We start from the raw sequence: 19,551 nt of genomic DNA, 5'->3' as shown, positions 1-19,551 counted from the left end.
GAGCCGGCGGTGCGGTTCCGCTTCGACTTCACGACGAGAGCCACACCCGAGCAGGTCTTCGCCGCCTTCACCGACGTCGGGAAGCGCCGCCTCGAGGTATGGCGGAGGAGCCTGGACCCCGCGAAGTACGAGGTGCGGGAGAGGGGCGAGAACTGGGCGGTCGTCCGCGAGGGCAGCCCGGGCACCCGCATCTGGGTGCTGCTGCGCTACGAGTGGCAGCCGCCCGGAACGGTCCGGTGGACGCTGCTGGACAGCGATCACTGCGACGCCGGCCGCGGCGAGATCCGGATCGCCCCGGGCCCGGACGGCGGGAGCGCGGTCGACGTCGAGATCGATCACGGGCGCCCCCGCGGGTTCCGGGGCCGGGCGATCCTGGGTGTGCAGCGGCTCGTCGGTCCCGTCGCCTTCCGGCGGCTGTGGCGCTCCACCCTCGACGCGCTGGCGGCCCCCGCGCCCTGACCCGCGCGGGGGGCGGGAACCCGGCGACGTCAGCGGCGCGGCTGCACGGTGTACGTGTGCTGGCCGGCCGCGACCGGGAGCACCAGCCCGGCGCGGTCCACGGTGGCGTTCACCGGGCGGCCGTCCATCAGCACCCGGGTACCGCCGGCGAAGTGCCCGGCCAGCCGCACCGCGCCGTCCCGGTCGGCGGTCGTGGTGACGGTCAGCTGCCGCGCCGGGTCGAGCCGGGCGCGCGCGAGGTCGACCGTCGTGCTCCCGACGTTGGTCAGCCGCAGGTCCAGCCGGTTGGCCACGGGGATCCGCGGCTCGGCACCCCACGTCCGGTTCACCTCGGCATAGGGCAGGTTGCCGCCGACGAACCCGTTGCCGACCCCGGAAGAGCTCGCCGCGTCCCCGCGTCCGAAGCCGTGGCTGAACGCGTCGACCAGCGCCTTGGCCGGTGCCGTGCCTCCGGAGCCGGCGCCCGGCGCTGAGGACGCGGGCCGCACGCCGGACACCCAGTAGGCGTGGTCGTGCACCAGGCCCAGGGCGGCGTCGTCCGCGGCCGGTACGTAGCCGAAGGAGACATGGTGCGGGTTCCGGTCCACCCGGGACTTGCCGAGGAACTGCGTCGCCATCGGGATGTCGTAGCCGCGCAGGGCGAGGGTGAAGTGCTCGGCCCCCGGGACGACGACGAAGCGGAAGCGGTACCCCAGCTGCTCGAAGCCGCGGACCCCGACCTCCGGGGCGCCGAGGTTCTGCGCACGGGGGCCGACGATCGGCACGAGCTCGTCCGCGCCGGCGGCCACGTTCAGGTAGGGCAGGTTGCGGGCGTTCTCCAGCCACAGGTTGGACAGCGTCTCGATGCCCCCGGTCGGCGGCGCCGGCGGCAGCCAGATGCCGTCCCCGGGCGGGCCGACGGTGGAGAAGGCGCGCCCGAAGAGGTCGGGGTAGAGCGTGCCGAGCCGGTAGGTGGCGTACCCGCCCATGGAGTAGCCGCTGATCGCCGTCCGGTCCGGATCGAGCGTGACGTGCCGCGCGACGTCGTTCCACATCTCGAAGACGTCGTACTCGGCCTCGTGCTGGTACCAGCCGTCCGGTCCGCGGGACAGCGAGGTGGCGACGACGTTCCCGCGGGCCTCGCCGATCTGCTGGATGCCGGTCGACCCGTTGTACTGCCAGTGCTGCTGGCCGAGCGAGTGCAGGGCGAGGGTGAAGCCGGCCGGCTTCCCGGGCCGGTAGCCCGACGGCACGTAGAGGCTGTACGGCTGCAGCTGGCCGCGGTACTGCGGGAAGCCGCCGTCGAGGTCCCGGCCCTCGCCCAGCTGCAGCCGGCTGGGGAAGATCCGGATCGTCGTGCCGGTGGCCGGCACGGTCGTGCGGTCGCGCTTCGCGGTGAGCGCGGCGAAGTCGATGTCCCGGGCGTACCGGGTCGGCTGGTCACCGGTGAGCACCGGGGCCTGCGCCGTGTCCGGCGGGGTGTTCTCCCCGGTGACCGGCTCGTCGAGCCGGAACCCGAGGTTGAGGATGCCGTTCGGGGCGAGGTCGGCTGGTCCGGCCCCGCCTGGGGTGTCGGCGTCGGCCACCGGCTGCGGGCGCAGCCAGCCGCCGGTCGCCCGGTCGTAGAGGCCGGTGGCCAGGGTGGCGCGCCAGGTCCCTCTGGGGTTGCTGACGCCGCGCGGCACGGTGACGGTCAGCTGGTTGGCCCCCAGGTCGGTGCGGACGTCGACCGCGGTGGTCCGCCGCACCGCGCCGCCGGGGGCGATCGACGCGTGCTCGGCGCCGGTGCCCCAGACCGTCAGGACCTCGTCGGTGCCGGGGAAGGGTGCCCCGGGGTCGCGGGGGAGGGTGGCCGTGCCGGTCGCGGCGTTCCGGTCGGTGTCGAAGGCGACGGTGAGGATCGTCGAGTCCGACTGCTGCAGGGTGTTCAGCGTGAACCGGTAGGACACCCGGTCGCGCTCGGGAGCGATCCGGAACTCCACGAGGTCGGCCGCGTTGCCGCCGTACCGGCCCGCGTCGGTGGGATAGGTGATGTCCCCGGCCCGCTCGGACAGCGAGGAGCCCGCCTGGCCGTTTGTGTCAGCGCCGTAGTCGTCGAACAGGTGGTCCTGGTAGAGGTACTCGCCCCCGACGTAGGCCTCCTGACCGCTCACCAGCAGCGGCCGGGCGCGGAACCGCGGGTCCCGGTTCTCCAGCTGCGGCGCCGTCGGGGCCGCCGCGTACAGCACGTCCGGGCCCGGGCGCGCGCCGCTGGGGACGGAGGGCAGCGACGCCGCCGTCCGTGCCGCGGCCTGCCGTGCGGAGTCGCCGCCGGTGGCGGCCGCGACCCCGCCACCGGAGGCCGTCACGGCCAGCGCGAGGACGACGGACGCCGTGAGGGCCAGGGGCGCTCTGCTCATGCAGGCTGCAACGACCGCGGCCCCCGGGGGTGACGCTCCTCACTCATGTGGCGGGTCGGCCCGCCCGGTCTACCCGACCGAGACCCGGGCGACGTCGCGTCGGCCCGACGCCCACAGCAGCAGCTCCAGCGGCTCGCCCTCGACCGTGCGACCCCCCGCGCCGATGCGGGTCTCCACGCCGGGCCGGTCGGTGCGGCGCAGCACCACGCCCCGCCGTCCGGCACCGCGCCGGGCGTACAGGGTGGCCGGCGTCCACAGCTCGTCCTGCGCGGCAGCCGGCAGCTCGCGCGGCGACCAGCTCGCCTGCGCCCGGCGGACGTCCTCGTGGTGGATGGCGAACTCGGGCACGTTGAACCGGTCGAGCCCGGGCCAGGTCAGCGGTGACCACCGCGGCGCGCCCGAGCGGACCAGGTCCACGAGGTCCCGGTAGGAGGACCGGCTGCGGGTGGCGTCCTCCACGCGGTGCGCCCAGCCGCCCAGGCGGGCGAGACCGGGGAGCATCTCCAGCACGTACCCCGGCATGGCGTCGGGCCGCCGGTCGCGGACGACGAGGTGGGCCGCCAGGTGCGCGGTGGTCCACCCCGCGCAGCAGGTGGGGGCGTCCGGCCCGAGCTCGTCGAGCAGGTCGGCCAGCGCGCGGCGTTCGGAGACGGCGAGCGAGTCCGCGGCGGCGGAGGATGAGGTCACCGCCCGACGCTACCCATCCCGGCCCCGCGGAATAATCCGAATACCGTTCGGTTGCCTCGTGAGACCCACGTAACATCGCAGAGCCCCACCTGTTCGACCCCGAGGAGACCTGTGCCGCGCCGCCGTCGAGATGCCGTCGTGCGGCGAGGACTCCGGCACGTCGGCCGGGCGATCGCGCTCCAGCCGAAGATCTTCGCGGCCGCCCTCCTGGGCAGCACGCTGTTCGCCGTCATGACGGTGGTCAGCGCCTACGTGATCGGCGAGGTCACCGACCGCGTCGTGCTGCCGTCCTTCGAGGAGGGCAGCACCTCGGCCGGCGCGCTGACCCTGGCCGTCGTCGCCATCGTCGGCGTCGCCCTGCTGCGGATCGTCGGCATCGTCGGGCGCCGGCTGCTCTCCGGCGTCATGCAGTACCGCCTGCAGGCGCAGATGCGCCGCGAGGTCACCGGCCAGTACCTCCGGCTCCCGCTGTCCTGGCACCAGCAGCACCCCACCGGCCAGCTGCTCTCCAACGCCAACTCCGACGTCGAGGCGACCTGGTTCTTCGTCGCGCCGCTGGCGTTCGGGCTCGGCGCCGTCGTCATCATCCTCGTCACCGGCGGCGCGATGGTCGCGACCGACCCGGTGCTGGCCCTCATCGGCCTGGTGGTCTTCCCGCTGGTGTTCGTCGTGAACGCGCTGTACTCGCAGGTGATGAGCCCGCGCCAGCAGCGGGCGCAGCAGCTGCGCGCCGAGGTCAGCGAGATCGCGCACGAAAGCTTCGACGCGGCGCTGGTGGTGAAGACCCTGGGCCGCGAGGAGTCGGAGACCGAGCGCTTCACCGCCCGCGCCGGCGAGCTGCGCGACGGGCTGATCGCGGTCGGCCGGGTCCGCGGGCTGTTCGACCCGCTGATCGAGTCGCTGCCGAACGTCGGCACGCTCGCGGTGCTGCTGGTCGGGGCGCACCGGGTCGCCGACGGCGCGCTCGACGTCGGCGACCTGGTCTCCATCGCCTACCTGTTCACCCTGCTGGCCCTGCCCATCCGGGCCATCGGCTGGGTGCTCGGCGAACTGCCGCGCGCCCTGGCCGGCTACGACCGGATCACGCCGGTCCTCCAGGCCACCGGCGAGACGCCGTACGGGCCCGAGGACGTCGTCGCGGGGAGCGGGGGAGCGTCGCTGGGGGTGCAGGGGATCGGCTACACGTTCGCCGGGGTCGAGCGCCCGGCGGTCCGCGACGTCACCTTCGACGTGCCCGCCGGCCGGACGGTCGCGGTGGTCGGGCCGACCGGGTCGGGGAAGTCCACCCTGGCGGGCCTGCTGGTCCGGCTGGTCGACCCGGCCGACGGGACGGTGCTGCTCGACGGGCTGGACCTGCGCCGGCTGCGCGAGGGGCAGGTGAGCGACCACGCCGCGTTCGTCGCCCAGCAGGCGTTCCTCTTCGACGACACGGTGCGCGGCAACATCACCCTCGGCGCGCCGTACACCGACGAGGACGTGTGGGGCGCGTTGCGGGTGGCCGCCGCCGACGACTTCGTGAACGCGCTGCCCGACGGGCTCGACACCCACGTCGGCGAGCGCGGCGCCTCGCTGTCGGGAGGCCAGCGGCAGCGGCTGGCCCTGGCCCGCGCCGTCGTCCGCCGGCCCCGGCTGCTCGTCCTCGACGACGCCACCAGCGCGGTGGACCCCGCCGTCGAGGCCCGGATCCTCGACGCGCTGCGGGCCAGCGACGCCCCGGCCACCGTGGTCGTGGTGGCCTACCGGCAGGCCACCATCGCCCTGGCCGACGAGGTGGTGTGGTTCGAGCACGGGCGCGCGGTCGCCCGCGGCAGCCACGAGCACCTGCTCGCCGAGGTGCCCGGGTACGCCGCCCTCGTGCGGGCCTACTCCCAGGCCGAGGGGGTGGCGGCATGACCGTGACGCTGCCCGACGAGGACCGGCAGGAGGGGGCGATCCGCACGCTGCGCCGCGGGCTGCGGATGATGCCCGAGTTCCGGCGCGGGCTGCCCCTGACCGTCCTGCTCGCCGTGCTCGCGACCGCCGGACGGGTCGTCGTCCCGATCGCCGTCCAGCAGGTGCTCGACCGCGGGATCGGCGCCGAGGGCGGCCCCGACCTCGACTTCGTCACCTGGGTGGTGGTCGGCTGCGCGGTGGTCGTCGCGCTGACGGCCGTCGCGGTCTACCTCATGAACGTGCGGCTGTTCCGCACCAGCGAGACCGCGCTGGCCGGCCTGCGGGTGCGCGCCTTTCGCCACGTGCACGACCTCTCCGTGCTGCACCAGCAGGGCGAGCGGCGCGGCTCGCTCGTCTCGCGCGTGACCAGCGACGTCGACCAGCTGTCGCAGTTCATGCAGTGGGGCGGCGTCCTCGGCCTGATCAGCTTCGGGCAGCTGCTCGTGGCCACCGTGGTGATGTTCTTCTACTCGTGGCAGCTGACGCTGGTCGTCCTGGTCTGCTTCGTGCCGCTGGGCATCGCGGTCCGCTGGTTCGCCCGCAAGCTGGCGGTCGTCTACGGCGTCGTCCGCGAGCGGATCGGCGACCTGCTCGCGGCCGTCTCCGAGTCCGTCGTGGGGGCGTCGACCGTGCGCGCCTACGGCGTGCGGGAGCGCACCGCGGAGCGGATCGACGCCGCGATCGACCGGCACTACCGGTCGGCCGTCGACGCGCAGCGGGTGGCCGTGGGCGTCTTCGTCAGCGGTGAGGCCGCCGCCGCCCTCGCCAACGCCGCGCTGGTGGTGGCCGGGGTCTACCTGGGCCTCGCCGGCGACATCACCGCCGGCACCCTCGTCGCCTTCCTGTTCCTGGTCACCCTCTTCGTGGCGCCCGTCCAGACCGCCAGCGAGGTCATCAACGAGGCGCAGAACGCGCTGGCCGGGTTCCGGCGGGTGCTGGACATCCTCGACACCGAGCCCGACGTGCGGGACCCCGCGGCGGCCGCGCCGGACAGCACCGTGCACCTGCCCGAGGGCGTGCTGGGGGTCCGGTTCGACCACGTCACCTTCCGCTACGCGCCGGGCGCCCGGAAGGCCCTCGACGACGTCGACCTCACCATCGAGCCCCGCCGCCGCGTGGCGATCGTGGGCGAGACCGGCTCGGGCAAGACCACCTTCGCCAAGCTGGTCACCCGGCTCATGGACCCGGTCGAGGGGCGGGTGCTGCTCGGGTCCGACGACGCCGGGTGGGTGGCGCTGCCCGACGTCGCCTTCGAGTCGCTGCGCGCGCGGGTCGTGATGGTGCCGCAGGACGGGTTCCTCTTCGACGCCACGGTCGCGGACAACGTGCGCTACGGGCGGCCGGGCATCTCGGACGCCGACGTCGCCGCCGCCTTCGACGACCTCGGGCTCACCGACTGGGTCACCGGCCTGCCCGACGGCGTCGCCAGCCCGGTGGGGCAGCGTGGCGAGTCGCTGTCGGCGGGGGAGCGGCAGCTGGTCGCCGTGGCCCGGGCGTACGTGGCCGACCCGGACCTGCTCGTGCTCGACGAGGCGACCAGCGCGGTCGACCCGGCCACCGAGCAGCGCCTGACGCGGGCCCTGGACACCCTCACGGCCGGGCGGACGACGCTGACCATCGCGCACCGGCTGTCCACCGCGGAGCGGGCCGACGAGGTCCTCGTGGTCGACGCCGGGCACGTCGTCCAGCGCGGCACCCACGCACAGCTGGTCGGCGTCGAGGGCACGTACGCGCGCCTGCACGCGTCGTGGCACCGGTCCTCGGCCGGCGAGCCGGAACCGGTCGCCTGACCGGGGCGGGCCCTACGCTGCCCCGCGTGTCCCTCCCTCCCTCGGAGGTCGCGGTCCCGCGGGTGCCACCCGTGACGGCGATCGCCGCCGCCTCGATGGCCGTGGTCAGCGCGTGCGCGCCGGGCTTCTTCGTCCTGGTCGCCCTCGGCTTCTCCGGCGGCAACCTGTCCGGGCCGGACTGGCTGCTGCTGTTCGTGCCCCTTGCCCTCTCCCTCGGCCTGCTCGTCGGCGCGGGTCTGCTGGTCCGCGGCCGCTCGTGGCAGGTGCTGGCCCTGGCCGGCGGGGTGCTGGGGCTGCTCGTCATCGGCGGCACCCTGGTCGGGAGCTGGGCCGACGACGCGTTGGGGCTGGGCCTGTCCGTCGGGCTGCTCCCGGCGGCGGCCGCGCTGCTGGCCTCCACGTCGACCGTCCGCCGCTGGGTCGCCGCCCGACGCCGCACCGCGTAACGGTCACCGGTCAGGGGTCCGGGCGCCTGTACGCCGGCGGTCAGCTCAGCCGACGTGCCAGTATCGGCGGACGAGCTCCGCGCGGGCCTCGCCGTCCTCCGCGAGGGCCTCGGACGGCGTGGTCTCGTCCGCGTGCCGCAGGTCCGCGATCACGGCGTCGAGGAGCTCGGGCGGGAAGACGCCGTCGGCCTCGAACAGTGCCCGTTCGGCCTCCAGCGCGTCGGCGGACTCGGCGCACGACGTCGGCAGCTGCTCGACGTCGTCCTCGCGGGAGGTGCGCAGCTTCTCCGCCAGCTCAAGGCTGCCGTCGTCGGTCAGGCCGCGCCGTGCCGCCACGGCCATGCCGGCCAGGAGCAGGTGGACGTCGGCCGAGCCGTCGCCGAGGCGGAACTCGACGGTCTGGGGGTGCGGCGACGGCTCCGGGACCGGCTCGGTGCTGCCGGGGTTGGCGTGGGCCACCATGCCGGGCAGCACGTCCCCGCCCCACGCGAGCGGTACGCGGACCAGCCCGGTGCGGTCCTTCTCGCCCCACGTGATGCCCTCGGGGGACTCGTCGCCGTCGGTGAAGCGCAGGTAGGACGTGGGCACCCGGTTGCCGAACGCGGAGAGGGCGCGGGCCGCGGAGAGGTAGCCGGCGACCAGGCTGCGGCCGGTGTCGTTGATCCCGCCCTCGTCCACGATGGCGTTGGCGCCGTCGCGCACCAGCCGGCTGTGCATGTGCAGGCCGGTCCCGGCGCCCCCGCTGCTCACCGACGGAGCGAAGGTGGCCTCCAGGCCGTGCGCTGCGGCCACCTCGCGCACCACCCACTTCGCCAGGACGAGGTGGTCCGCAGCCTGCTCCACGGGCGCCGGCTGGAGCTCGATCTCGTGCTGGACCAGCTGCCGGTCGCCCTCGAGGATGTTGCCGACCTCGCCGTGGGCGTACTTGAGCGGCACCCCCATGGCGGCGAGGTGGCCCAGCACCTGCTCGCGGATCCGCTCACCCTTAGAGAACGGCCCCGACTCCTGGTAGCCGCGCTCCTCCTCGACCGGGAAGATCGGGTCGGCGGCGCCGACGAGGTAGTACTCCAGCTCGCCGAAGGCCTCCAGCGTCATGCCGGTCTCGGCCCGCAGCGCCTCGGCGGCGCGGCGGACGACCTGCTCCCGGGCATAGGACAGGGGCGAGCCGTCCTCGTCGTAGAAGGAGCAGAGGACGTCGAGGGAGCGCCGCTCGCCGAACGGGTTCAGGAACGCCGTGCGGTGCCGCGGGACCACGTAAACGTCGCTCGCGTCCGCGTCGGTGCCGGCGAAGACGCTCGAACCGTCCACGCGCTCGCCGCGGACCAGCACCTCCCGGAGGTGGTCGCGCGACCGGACGACGAAGGCCAGGGTCTTCAGGCGCCCGTCGCCGCCGACGTAGCGCAGGTTCACCTGCCGCAGCTCCAGCTGCTCGGCCGCGAGCACGAGGTCGCTCGCAGTGAACTCGGCGGCGGGCTTGCCGAGGAGCCGGACGATCGGGTGGGGCTCGAACGCGTCGGTCGCCATACGGGTTCCACGAGCGCCGGGCCGCATCGGTTCCGCGGAGCGCGGCCCGCGCCCGGTCTAGCGGGACGCCGCAGCGGCCGCCTGGACGGCGTTGCGGAAGAGCATCGCCACGGTCGTAGGCCCCACGCCTCCCACGCGCGGGGTGATGGCCGAGGCGACCAGGGCGCACCGCTCGTCGACGTCGGGGAGCAGCCGCCGGCCGGAGTAGCGAACGCCCCCGCCGATGACGACGGCGCCCGGCTTGACGTGCTCGGGCCGGACGATGCCCGGGACCCCGGCGGCCGCGATGAGCACGTCGGCCCGCCGGGCGTAGCGAGGCCAGTCCGGGACGCCGGTGTGGACGACGGTGACCGCGGCGTCGGCCGTGGCGCGCTTCTGGGCCAGCAGCATGGCCAGCGGGCGTCCGAGGGTGGCACCCCGGCCGAGGACGACGACCTCCCGTCCCGCGACCGTGATGCCGTGGTGGGCCAGCAGCGCCTCGATCCCGGCGGGAGTGCACGGCCGGGGGCCGGGCCGGTCGAGGGCCAGCCGGCCGAGGTTGAGCGGGTGCATGCCGTCGACGTCCTTGTCGGGGTCCACCTCGGCGAGGGCGGCGTCGTAGTCCAGGTGGGGCGGGACCGGGTGCTGGATGAGCAGCGCGTGCACCGCGGGGTCGGCGTTGAGGCGGTCGATGGTGCGGTGCAGGTCGTCCTGGGTGGCGTCCGCGGGGAGGTGGACGTGCGGGGAGTCGAAGCCGAGCGCCGCGGCGGTGCGCTGCTTGATGCGGATGTACCCGGCGCTCGCGTCGTCGTCGCCGACGAGGACGGTCGCGAGGCTCGGCGTCGTCCCGCCGGCCCGCAGCCGGGCCACTTCGGCGGTGATCTGGTCGAAGACGGCGTCGGCGACGGGCGTGCCCGGCAGCATGCGCGCGGTCGTGGTCGACGTGGGGTCCATGGGCTCTCCTCGCTCGGATGGAGCCCAGGCGCGCGGCGGACGTCGGGTCGACGAGGCCGCTCCCCGGTGGTCGTCCCACCTCCAGCGCCAGTCACGGCCTGCTTCGATCGTACTGCCGGGCGGTGGGTCGCGCCCGGTCCGTCCGCAGAAGAGCGCCGCGGGCGGCTAGCGTCGCGCCGTGCAGAACATCACCGAGGCAGACGTCGTCGTCGTGGGCGCGGGGCTCGCCGGGCTGGTCGCCACCGCCGAGCTCGCCGACGCCGGCAAGCGGGTCGTCCTGGTCGACCAGGAGCCCGAGGCGTCGCTGGGCGGGCAGGCGTGGTGGTCCTTCGGCGGGCTGTTCCTCGTCGACTCGCCCGAGCAGCGGCGGCTGCGGGTGCACGACTCCCTCGAGCTGGCCCGCCAGGACTGGTTCGGCACCGCCGCGTTCGACCGCACCGAGGACCACTGGCCGCGGCGGTGGGCCGAGGCCTACCTCCAGTTCGCCGCCGGTGAGAAGCGCTCCTGGCTCAAGGAGCAGGGCATCGGCCTGTTCCCGGTCGTCGGCTGGGCCGAGCGGGGCGGCTACACCGCCACCGGCCACGGCAACTCGGTGCCGCGCTTCCACATCGTCTGGGGCACCGGCCCCGGCATCGTCGCGCCGTTCGCCCGCCGGGTGCGTGCCGGCGTCGAGGCGGGCACCGTCGACCTGCGCTTCCGCCACCGCGTCGCCGAGCTGGCCGTGACCGACGGCGCGGTGACCGGCGTCCGCGGTGCGGTGCTCGAGCCCAGCGATGTCGCCCGCGGTGAGGCCAGCTCGCGCACGGAGGTCGGGGACTTCGAGATCCGCGCGCAGGCCGTCGTCGTCACCTCCGGCGGCATCGGCGGCAACCACGAGCTGGTGCGCCGCAACTGGCCGGCCCGGCTGGGGCCGGCGCCGCAGCGGCTGCTCTCCGGCGTCCCGGCGCACGTGGACGGGCGCATGCTCGAGGCCACTGCCGGCGCCGGCGCGAGCGTGGTCAACAACGACCGGATGTGGCACTACACCGAGGGCATCGCCAACCACTCGCCGGTGTGGCACGAGCACGGCATCCGGATCCTGCCCGGGCCCTCGTCGATGTGGTTCGACGCGCTCGGCCGCCGGCTGCCGGTGCCGCTGTTCCCCGGCTTCGACACCCTGGGCACGCTGGCGCACATCGGCACCACCAGCTACGAGCACACCTGGTTCGTGACCACGAAGAAGATCGTGGAGAAGGAGTTCGCGCTGTCGGGCTCCGAGCAGAACCCCGACCTCACCGGCAAGGACGTGCGGCTGCTGGTCAACCGGGCGCGGGCGGGCATCGCGGCCCCGGTGCAGAAGTTCCTGGACGAGGGCGAGGACTTCGTCGTCGCCGCGACCCTGCCCGAGCTCGTCGCCGGCATGAACCGCCTCACCGGCGGAACCCCCGAGCTGGATTTGGCGGACCTCGAGCGCGAGATCGTCGCCCGCGACCGGGAGATCGCCCACCCGTTCACCAAGGACCTGCAGATCACCGCCATCCGGGGCGCCCGCAGCTACCTCGGCGACAAGCTCATCCGGGTGGCGCAGCCGCACCGCATCCTCGACCCGGAGGCCGGCCCGCTGATCGCCGTCCGGCTGAACATCATCACGCGCAAGACCCTCGGTGGACTGGAGACCGACCTCTCCGGGCGGGTGCTGCGTCCCGGCGGCGCGGTCTTCCCCGGCCTGTACGCCGCGGGCGAGGTCGCCGGGTTCGGGGGCGGCGGCATGCACGGCTACCGGTCGCTGGAGGGCACCTTCCTCGGCGGCTGCCTGTTCTCCGGGCGCACGGCGGGCCGCGCCGTGGCGGCGGCGCTGTGAGCTCGCCGGAGCGCGACCCCTGGTCCGACCCCACCACGCCCGCGGAGCCCTACGCGGGTCCGCCACCGACGCTGCCCCAGCCGCCGTACGGCCAGCCCCCGTACGGCCAGCCGCCGTACGGCGCACCGCAGCCCTGGGGCCCGCCGCCGTGGGGGCAGCAGCCCCAGTGGGGGCCGCCGCCGTGGGGGCCGGGACCCTCCGGCCAGGCGTGGGGCCGCCCGCCGGTCCCGCGCCCACCCGCCCAGGTGGTCTCCGCGGCGGTCCTGGCGTTCGTGCAGGCCGTCGTCGTGTTCATCGCCTCGCTCTACGTCTGGTTCTTCGCCTCGATCGCCGACCTCGCCTCCAGCGGCCGGCCCGACGTCTACACCTCCGCGACGGCCCGCCAGCTCGCCCAGGAGGGCACGGTGCTCGCCGTCGTCCAGCTCTTCTCGGTGGCGCTGCTGGTCGTCGGCGGGATCGTCGCCCTCAACCGCCGCACGCCCACCGCCTACCGGCTGCTCGCCGGCGCCCACGTCGTCCAGGTGGTGATCGGGCTGTACTGGGCCGGTCGGCTCCTCGACGTCCTCGGGAACCTGCCCGGTGCCGAGGGCGAGGGCTCCCTCGCGGCGTTCTCGCTGTTCTTCCTGGTGGGCCCCGCGGTCTCCCTCGGCCTGCTGCTCCGCAAGCCGGCGCGGCGCTGGTTCACCGCCACCCCGCCGGCCTGACCCCGGGGCACGGCAGACTGGCGGCATGCCCGCCGCTCCCTCCGAGCCCACCCTCGACCCCGAGGTCGCCGCGCTGCTGCGCCGCGACCCGCTCGGCCTGGTGACCGCCGTCGTCCAGCAGCACGACACCCGCGAGGTGCTCATGGTGGCGTGGATGGACGACGAGGCGCTGCGCCGCACGCTGACCACCGGCCGGGCCACCTACTGGTCGCGCAGCCGCCGGGAGTACTGGGTCAAGGGCGAGACCTCCGGGAACCGGCAGTGGGTGCAGGAGGTGCGCGTGGACTGCGACGGCGACACGCTGCTCGTGCTCGTCGACCAGGAGGGCGCCGCCTGCCACACCGGCGAGCGCAGCTGCTTCTACCGGGTGCTGCCGTCGGTGACCGCGGACCGGGCGGCGAGCGCATGAGGTTCGGCGTCGACACCCCGTCCCGGGAGGAGTTCACCCTCGACCGGCCGATGGTCCCCGTGGTGCGCCGGCTGCTCGCCGACAGCGAGACCGCCGTCGGCGTCTACCGCAAGCTCGCGGGCAACCGCCCGGGCACGGTGCTGCTCGAGTCCGCCGAGCAGGGCCGCCGCTGGGCCCGCTACAGCTTCGTCGGCGCCCGCAGCGCGGGTGTGCTCACCGAGCGCGGCGGTGCCACGCAGTGGCTGGGGGAGGAGATCCCCGGGCTCACCGACGACCTGCCGTCCGACCCGCTCGCCGCCGTCCGCACCCTGGCCCGCCGGTTGCGCTCGCCGCGCACGCCGGGGCTGCCGCCGCTGACCGGCGGCCTGGTCGGGTACCTGGGGTACGACGTCGTGCGCCGGCTGGAGCGGCTGCCCGAGACCAGCACCGACGACCTCGGCATGCCGGAGCTGGCCATGATGCTGGTGACCGACCTCGCAGTGCTGGACCACGCCGACGGCACGGTGCTGCTCATCGCCAACGCGCTGCGGGGCGGCCCCGTCGGTTACGACGACGCCGTCGCGCGCCTCGACGCGATGGAGGCCGACCTCGTCCGCGCCGTCCCGCCGGCGGTCGCCGTGCTGGGGGAGCCCCGGGTGCCCGAGGTGACCAGCAACATGGCGCCCGGCGTGTACGAGGCCGGCGTGGAGCGGGTGCGGGAGCACATCCGGGCGGGGGACGCCTTCCAGGTGGTCCTAGCCCAGCGCTTCGAGACCGCGACGACGGCCGACGCGCTGGACCTCTACCGGGTGCTGCGGGCCACCAATCCCTCGCCGTACATGTACCTGCTGCGCTTCGAGGGCCGGGAGACGCCCTTCGACGTCGTCGGCTCCTCGCCGGAGGCGCTGGTCACCGTCACCGGGACCTCGGCCGTCGTCCACCCGCCGGCCGGCACCCGCCCGCGCGGGGCGACCCCCGAGGAGGACGTCCGGCTGGCCGAGGGGCTGCTCGCGGACCCCAAGGAGCGTGCCGAGCACGTCATGCTCGTCGACCTGGCCCGCAACGACCTGGGCCGTGTCTGCCTCCCGGGCTCGGTCGAGGTACCCGACTTCATGCGCGTCGAGCACTACAGCCACGTGATGCACCTGGTGTCGACGGTCGCCGGGGAGGTGGCTCCCGAGCACGACGCGCTCGACGTCTTCGACGCGACGTTCCCCGCCGGCACCGTCTCCGGCGCCCCCAAGCCCCGGGCGATGGAGATCATCGAGTCGCTGGAACCCACCCGGCGGGCGCTGTACGCCGGCACGGTCGGGTACGTGGACGCCAGCGGCGACATGGACATGGCCATCGCGATCCGCACGGCGGTGCTGCACGACGGCCGCGCGTACGTGCAGGCCGGCGCCGGTGTGGTCGCCGACAGCGACGCCGCCAGCGAGGAGGCCGAGACCCGGCACAAGGCGCGGGCGGTGCTCTCCGCGATCGCCGCCGCGGAGGGCCTGCGGGAGGTGCGGTGACCGGGAACGGCCGCAGGGAGCTCACCACCGCCGTCCTCGGCGCGGTGCTCGCCGGTGCGCTGGCGCTGATCGCGGGCGGGCAGGCCTGGGCGACGGTGACCGCGCAGCGGAGCGCGCCGCTGCCGCCGGTGTCGGCACAGCTGTCCGGTGCCGACGCCGCCCCGCTCGTCCCGGCCGCCGGTCTGGTGCTGCTCGCCGCCGCCGTCGCCCTGCTGGCGGTACGCGGGGCCGGCCGTGCGGTGGTGGGGCTGCTCGCGGTCGTCGCCGGCGGAGCGCTCGCCTGGTCCGGGCTGCGGGCCCTGGCCGGTGGGCTGGACGACGCGGGCGGCGACCTCCCCGGCCTCGCCGGCGGGACGGTCAGCGGCACCTCGGCCGACGTGTCCGCGACGTGGCCGGTGCTCGCGCTGCTGGCCGGGCTGGTCGCCGTGGTCACCGGTGCGCTGGCCGTGCTCCGGGGGCGCACCTGGCCGGCGATGGGACGCCGCTACGAGCGCACGGACGCGGCGGCGCCCGCGCCCGCCCGCCCGCGGACCGACGAGGACCGCGCCGTCGACGCGTGGAAGGCGCTGGACCGGGGCGAGGACCCGACCGACGCCCCGGGCCGCGACGTATAGCCGAACCGGCGCGGGGGGACCGCACCGCCCCCTCGCCCGGCCCGGATCGGCACCGGCCCTAGAGTGAGGCCACCGATCCGGCTGGTGAGGGGACGACGTGCGACAGGCAGTGGAGACGAGCGCTCGCGAGGAGAGCCCGTGAGCGTTCTCGACCAGATCGTCGCCGGGGTGCGCGAGGACCTGGCCGCCCGCGAGGCGCTCGTCCCGCTGGCCGAGGTCAAGGCGGCCGCGCGCGACGCCCGCCCGGCGCTGGACGCGCTCGCCACCCTCCGGGCCCCCGGCGTCGGGGTCATCGCCGAGGTCAAGCGCCGCAGCCCGTCCAAGGGCGAGCTGGCCGACATCCCCGACCCCGCGGAGCTCGCCCGCCAGTACGCGGCCGGCGGGGCCCGCGTCATCTCCGTCCTCACCGAGCGGCGCCGCTTCGGGGGGTCCCAGGCCGACCTGGACGCCGTGCGCGCCGTCGTCGACGTGCCGATCCTGTGCAAGGACTTCGTGGTCAGCAGCTACCAGGTCCACGAGGCCCGGGCGCACGGTGCCGACGTCGTCCTGCTCATCGTCGCCGCCCTGGAGCAGAACGTGCTCACCGGCCTGCTCGAGCGGGTCGAGTCCCTCGGGATGACGGCCCTGGTCGAGGTGCACACCGAGGCCGAGGCCGACCGCGCGCTGTCCGCCGGGGCCGCGGTCATCGGCGTCAACGCCCGCGACCTCACCACGCTGGATGTCGACCGCTCCACCTTCGAGCGGATCGCCCCGGGGCTGCCCTCGGAGGTGGTCAAGGTGGCCGAGTCCGGTGTCCGCGGGCCGCACGACCTGATCGGCTACGCGGCCGCGGGGGCCGATGCCGTGCTCGTCGGGGAGGGGCTGGTCACCGCCGGTGACGCCCGCCAGGCCGTGGCCGACCTGGTCACGGCGGGGGCGCACCCCGCCACGCCGCGAACCAGCCGCTGATCTTTACGCTGGTCGCATGACGACGACCAGCCCGCCGCAGCCCGGAGAACTCTCCCTCCCGGCGCGCCCGGGTTGGCCGGACGAGACCGGGCACTTCGGCATCTTCGGAGGCCGGTTCGTGCCCGAGGCGCTCATCGCCGCGCTGGACGAGCTGACCGAGGCCTACGAGGCCATGCGCGTCGACCCGGCGTTCCTCGAGGAGTTCGCCCGGCTGCAGCGCGACTACACCGGCCGGCCCAGCCCGGTCACCGAGGTCCCGAAGTTCGCCGAGCACTGCGGCGGCGCCCGGGTGCTGCTCAAGCGCGAGGACCTCAACCACACCGGCTCGCACAAGATCAACAACGTGTTGGGCCAGGCGCTCCTCACCAAGCGGATCGGCAAGACCCGGGTCATCGCCGAGACCGGGGCCGGCCAGCACGGCGTCGCGACGGCGACGGCCGCCGCCCTCATGGGCCTGTCCTGCACCGTCTACATGGGCGAGGAGGACACCCGCCGGCAGGCGCTCAACGTCGCCCGCATGCGGCTGCTCGGCGCCGAGGTCGTCCCGGTGAGCACCGGCTCGCGCACGCTCAAGGACGCCATCAACGAGGCGTTCCGCGACTGGGTCACCAACGTGGAGACGACGAACTACGTGTTCGGCACCGTCGCCGGCCCGCACCCCTTCCCGGCGATGGTCCGGGACTTCCAGCGGGTGATCGGTGACGAGGCGCGCGCGCAGGTCCTCGAGCGCGAGGGCCGGCTGCCCGACGCCGTCCTCGCCTGCGTGGGTGGCGGATCCAACGCGATCGGCATCTTCACCGCGTTCGTGCCCGACGACGGCGTCCGGCTGGTCGGGCTGGAGGCGGCCGGGGACGGCGTGGAGACCGGCCGGCACGCCGCGACGATCACCGGGGGGACGCCGGGCGTGCTGCACGGCGCCCGCTCGTACCTGCTGCAGGACGAGAACGGGCAGACCGTCGAGTCGCACTCGATCAGCGCCGGCCTGGACTACCCGGGGGTCGGGCCCGAGCACAGCTACCTGAACGACATCGGCCGCGCCGAGTACCGCCCGGTCACCGACGCCGAGGCGATGGAGGCGTTCGCGCTGCTCTGCCGGACCGAGGGCATCATCCCGGCGATCGAGTCGGCGCACGCGCTGGCCGGCGCGATGCGGCTCGGCCGGGAGGTGGGGCCGGACGCGCTGCTGCTGGTCAACCTGTCCGGCCGCGGCGACAAGGACGTCGAGACGGCGTCGCGCTGGTTCGGCCTGGGCGACCGGGACCACGCCGAGCCGGGTGCCGGGCTGGACGAGGACCAGCAGCCCACCGAGGGCGCGGTCAGCAACGACGAGGCGGTCGCCGGACAGGACGCGGGGGAGTCGGCATGAGCCTCCTGGCGAAGCGGATCGCCGCGGCACGGGCCGAGGGGCGGGCAGCGCTCATCGGCTACCTGCCGGTCGGCTACCCCGACGTGGACGCCTCGATCGAGGCCATGGTCGCCATGGTCGAGGCCGGCTGCGACGCGATCGAGATCGGCGTGCCCTACAGCGACCCGGGCATCGACGGGCCGGTCATCCAGGAGGCGGTGGACGTCGCCGTCCGCGCCGGGGTGGGGATCCGTGACGTGCTCCGTGCCGTGGCGGCGGTCGCCGACGCCGGCGCCGCCCCCGTGGTCATGAGCTACTGGAACCCGATCGAGCGCTACGGCGTCGCGCGCTTCGCCGCCGACCTGGCCGTGGCCGGGGGAGCGGGCGCCATCACCCCGGACCTCATCCCCGACGAGGCGGCCGAGTGGCTGGCCGCCTCCGAGGAGCACGGCCTGGACCGGGTCTTCCTCGTGGCGCCGTCGTCGACCGACGCGCGGCTGCGCTCGACCACGGCGGCCAGCCGTGGCTTCGTGTACGTCGCCTCGACCATGGGCGTGACCGGCGCCCGCGCCACCGTGAGCGACGCGGCCAGGACCCTCGTGGCCCGCACCCGCGAGGCGCGGCCGGACATCGCGCTCTGCGTGGGGCTCGGCGTCTCGAACGGCGCCCAGGCCGCGGAGATCGCTGCCTTCGCCGACGGCGTCATCGTCGGCTCGGCCTACGTGCGGGAGATGCTCGAGGGGCGGGGTGCCGACGGCGTCCGCGCCCTCACCGCGGACCTCGCGGCCGGCGTCCGCCGCGCAGGGGTGCCGGCATGACGGTCCTCGCCGCCATCCCGAGCCCCTCGCAGGGCGTGTGGGAGCTGGGCCCCTTCCCGCTGCGCGCCTACGCCCTGGCCATCATCGCGGGCATCGTCGCCGCCGTCTGGCTGACCGACCGGCGCTGGATCGCCCGCGGCGGGGCGCCCGGCGACGTGCTGGACATCGCCACGTGGGCGGTGCCGTTCGGCATCGTCGGCGGCCGCATCTACCACGTCGTCACCAGCCCGCAGGCCTACTTCGGCGAGGGCGGCGAACCGCTGCGCGCCTTCGCGATCTGGCAGGGCGGCCTGGGCATCTGGGGGGCCATCTTCTTCGGCGGGGTGGGGGCCTGGATCGCCTGCCGGCGCAGGGGCATCCCGCTGCCCGCCTTCGGCGACGCCGTCGCCCCCGGCCTGCTGGTCGCCCAGGCCATCGGCCGCCTCGGCAACTGGTTCAACCAGGAGCTCTTCGGCCGGCCGACCGACCTGCCGTGGGGCCTGGAGATCGACCCGGTGCACCGGCCCGCGGAGTACCTCGACGTCGCCACCTTCCACCCGACGTTCCTCTACGAGCTGCTCTGGAACCTGGCGGCCGCCGCGGTGGTCATCTGGGCCGACCGGCGCTTCCGGCTCTCGCACGGCCGGGCGTTCGCGCTGTACGTGGCGCTCTACTGCGCCGGCCGGCTGTGGATCGAGCTGCTGCGCGTCGACGAGGCCAACCGGTTCCTCGGCGTCCGCATCAACGTGTTCACCGCCGTCGTCGTGGGCCTGCTCGCCGTCGCCTACCTCGTCTGGCAGCGCGGCCGGCCCCGCGAGGTCATCACCCGCGGCGCGGAGTTCGCCGCCCGGGAGGGCGCCCCGGCCGACGGGCCGGAGGCGGGTTCCGGGACGCCGGACGCGGACGGCGACCGGCCCGCCCGGCCCACCCGGCCGGCCCCCGAGTAGCCCGTCCGGCGCACCGCGGGGATGCGCCGGAGCCCGGGGTGGGTGAGGATGATCACCGGCTCTCGGGGCTCCACCCCGGCGGATACCCGCCATCGACCGCCGTGTTGCTGCCGACGCGCCGCCGGCTGTCGATTTCGCGTATGAGGCCGGTGTTACGGCTGTGTACGCTTCGCTCCGGGCCCGTCGGCGATCCCGGCCGGACCCGACCGTCGGACCGGGCCAGCGTCGCCCCGCGGACGACAGCCCGTCGGACCACCGGTGGGCTCGAGCCTGTCGCACCGGGGCCGACGTCCCTCCCGGGCTGC

17 protein-coding genes and 1 riboswitch are annotated in these 19,551 nt (G+C 75.2%); of the genes, 13 read left to right on the top strand and 4 right to left on the bottom strand.

Features of this window, described 5'->3' with window-relative positions:
• Nucleotides 1-9: 9 nt before the first annotated feature.
• On the top strand, nt 10-459 hold the full coding sequence (locus DQ239_RS05890) for an SRPBCC family protein (protein ID WP_113833479.1): 450 nt from the start codon (nt 10-12) through the stop codon (nt 457-459).
• 29 nt (nt 460-488) lie between these two features.
• Here the strand turns inward: DQ239_RS05890 and DQ239_RS05885 are convergent, their stop codons facing one another.
• On the bottom strand, nt 489-2,837 hold the full coding sequence (locus DQ239_RS05885) for a hypothetical protein (protein WP_113833478.1): 2,349 nt from the start codon (nt 2,835-2,837) through the stop codon (nt 489-491).
• A gap of 69 nt (nt 2,838-2,906) precedes the next feature.
• Nucleotides 2,907-3,524, bottom strand: a complete 618-nt coding sequence (locus tag DQ239_RS05880; RefSeq protein ID WP_113833477.1) for a TIGR03085 family metal-binding protein — start codon at nt 3,522-3,524, stop codon at nt 2,907-2,909.
• A gap of 138 nt (nt 3,525-3,662) precedes the next feature.
• Here DQ239_RS05880 and DQ239_RS05875 point away from each other — a divergent pair, with 138 nt between their 5' ends.
• From DQ239_RS05875 to DQ239_RS05865, 3 genes are read left to right on the top strand one after another with little or no spacing between them, the layout of a single operon-like run.
• Nucleotides 3,663-5,417, top strand: coding sequence for an ABC transporter ATP-binding protein (locus DQ239_RS05875; RefSeq protein ID WP_233488804.1), 1,755 nt, complete (start codon nt 3,663-3,665; stop codon nt 5,415-5,417).
• On the top strand, nt 5,414-7,246 hold the full coding sequence (locus tag DQ239_RS05870; protein WP_113833475.1) for an ABC transporter ATP-binding protein: 1,833 nt from the start codon (nt 5,414-5,416) through the stop codon (nt 7,244-7,246). The genes DQ239_RS05875 and DQ239_RS05870 overlap by 4 nt, the downstream gene beginning before the upstream one ends.
• 26 nt (nt 7,247-7,272) lie before the next feature.
• Nucleotides 7,273-7,692, top strand: a complete 420-nt coding sequence (locus DQ239_RS05865; RefSeq protein WP_147252009.1) for a hypothetical protein — start codon at nt 7,273-7,275, stop codon at nt 7,690-7,692.
• Between the two features lie 45 nt (nt 7,693-7,737).
• Here the strand turns inward: DQ239_RS05865 and DQ239_RS05860 are convergent, their stop codons facing one another.
• Entirely contained in the window at nt 7,738-9,216 is a 1,479-nt protein-coding gene (locus DQ239_RS05860) for a glutamine synthetase family protein (RefSeq protein ID WP_113833473.1), read from the bottom strand.
• A gap of 57 nt (nt 9,217-9,273) precedes the next feature.
• Nucleotides 9,274-10,149, bottom strand: coding sequence for a bifunctional 5,10-methylenetetrahydrofolate dehydrogenase/5,10-methenyltetrahydrofolate cyclohydrolase (locus DQ239_RS05855; RefSeq protein ID WP_113833472.1), 876 nt, complete (start codon nt 10,147-10,149; stop codon nt 9,274-9,276).
• A gap of 15 nt (nt 10,150-10,164) precedes the next feature.
• A riboswitch (ZMP/ZTP riboswitch) is annotated at nt 10,165-10,254 on the bottom strand.
• 73 nt (nt 10,255-10,327) lie between these two features.
• Between DQ239_RS05855 and DQ239_RS05850 the strand changes: the two genes are divergently transcribed.
• From DQ239_RS05850 to lgt, 9 genes are all read left to right on the top strand, one after another.
• Nucleotides 10,328-11,989: an FAD-binding dehydrogenase gene (locus tag DQ239_RS05850; RefSeq protein ID WP_233488803.1), complete on the top strand. Its 1,662-nt coding sequence runs from the start codon at nt 10,328-10,330 to the stop codon at nt 11,987-11,989.
• On the top strand, nt 11,986-12,693 hold the full coding sequence (locus DQ239_RS20100) for a hypothetical protein (protein WP_147252007.1): 708 nt from the start codon (nt 11,986-11,988) through the stop codon (nt 12,691-12,693). The genes DQ239_RS05850 and DQ239_RS20100 overlap by 4 nt, the downstream gene beginning before the upstream one ends.
• A 25-nt stretch (nt 12,694-12,718) precedes the next feature.
• Nucleotides 12,719-13,102, top strand: coding sequence for a phosphoribosyl-AMP cyclohydrolase (gene hisI, locus DQ239_RS05840; RefSeq protein WP_113833470.1), 384 nt, complete (start codon nt 12,719-12,721; stop codon nt 13,100-13,102).
• Nucleotides 13,099-14,595 carry an anthranilate synthase component I gene (locus DQ239_RS05835; protein WP_113833469.1) on the top strand — a complete coding sequence of 499 codons (1,497 nt, stop codon included), beginning with the start codon at nt 13,099-13,101 and terminating at the stop codon, nt 14,593-14,595. The genes hisI and DQ239_RS05835 overlap by 4 nt, the downstream gene beginning before the upstream one ends.
• Nucleotides 14,592-15,209, top strand: a complete 618-nt coding sequence (locus tag DQ239_RS05830) for a Trp biosynthesis-associated membrane protein (protein ID WP_113833468.1) — start codon at nt 14,592-14,594, stop codon at nt 15,207-15,209. The genes DQ239_RS05835 and DQ239_RS05830 overlap by 4 nt, the downstream gene beginning before the upstream one ends.
• Nucleotides 15,210-15,347: 138 nt before the next feature.
• Nucleotides 15,348-16,157: an indole-3-glycerol phosphate synthase TrpC gene (trpC, locus tag DQ239_RS05825; protein WP_113833467.1), complete on the top strand. Its 810-nt coding sequence runs from the start codon at nt 15,348-15,350 to the stop codon at nt 16,155-16,157.
• A gap of 16 nt (nt 16,158-16,173) precedes the next feature.
• Nucleotides 16,174-17,523 (top strand): tryptophan synthase subunit beta, encoded by a 1,350-nt coding sequence (gene trpB / locus DQ239_RS05820; RefSeq protein ID WP_113833466.1) that lies wholly within the window; start codon nt 16,174-16,176, stop codon nt 17,521-17,523.
• On the top strand, nt 17,520-18,320 hold the full coding sequence (gene trpA / locus DQ239_RS05815; RefSeq protein WP_113833465.1) for a tryptophan synthase subunit alpha: 801 nt from the start codon (nt 17,520-17,522) through the stop codon (nt 18,318-18,320). Before trpB ends, trpA begins: the two co-directional genes overlap by 4 nt.
• On the top strand, nt 18,317-19,246 hold the full coding sequence (gene lgt, locus DQ239_RS05810) for a prolipoprotein diacylglyceryl transferase (protein ID WP_113833464.1): 930 nt from the start codon (nt 18,317-18,319) through the stop codon (nt 19,244-19,246). Before trpA ends, lgt begins: the two co-directional genes overlap by 4 nt.
• Nucleotides 19,247-19,551 lie beyond the last annotated feature (305 nt).

The sequence above is a fragment of the Blastococcus sp. TF02-09 genome (assembly GCF_003319105.1).
GTDB lineage: Bacteria > Actinomycetota > Actinomycetes > Mycobacteriales > Geodermatophilaceae > Blastococcus.
The sequence above is the reverse complement of the archived record's forward strand: the minus strand, read 5'-3'. Positions and strand labels throughout refer to the sequence as shown.

What these genes read in the sequence shown, in the direction of transcription:
- DQ239_RS05885 (WP_113833478.1), bottom strand. Translation starts at nt 2,837, where the DNA reads ATGAGCAGAGCGCCCCTGGCCCTCACGGCGTCCGTCGTCCTCGCGCTG.
- DQ239_RS05870 (WP_113833475.1), top strand. Translation starts at nt 5,414, where the DNA reads ATGACCGTGACGCTGCCCGACGAGGACCGGCAGGAGGGGGCGATCCGC.
- DQ239_RS05860 (WP_113833473.1), bottom strand. Translation starts at nt 9,216, where the DNA reads ATGGCGACCGACGCGTTCGAGCCCCACCCGATCGTCCGGCTCCTCGGC.
- DQ239_RS05855 (WP_113833472.1), bottom strand. Translation starts at nt 10,149, where the DNA reads ATGGACCCCACGTCGACCACGACCGCGCGCATGCTGCCGGGCACGCCC.
- hisI (WP_113833470.1), top strand. Translation starts at nt 12,719, where the DNA reads ATGCCCGCCGCTCCCTCCGAGCCCACCCTCGACCCCGAGGTCGCCGCG.
- DQ239_RS05835 (WP_113833469.1), top strand. Translation starts at nt 13,099, where the DNA reads ATGAGGTTCGGCGTCGACACCCCGTCCCGGGAGGAGTTCACCCTCGAC.
- trpB (WP_113833466.1), top strand. Translation starts at nt 16,174, where the DNA reads ATGACGACGACCAGCCCGCCGCAGCCCGGAGAACTCTCCCTCCCGGCG.
- trpA (WP_113833465.1), top strand. Translation starts at nt 17,520, where the DNA reads ATGAGCCTCCTGGCGAAGCGGATCGCCGCGGCACGGGCCGAGGGGCGG.
- lgt (WP_113833464.1), top strand. Translation starts at nt 18,317, where the DNA reads ATGACGGTCCTCGCCGCCATCCCGAGCCCCTCGCAGGGCGTGTGGGAG.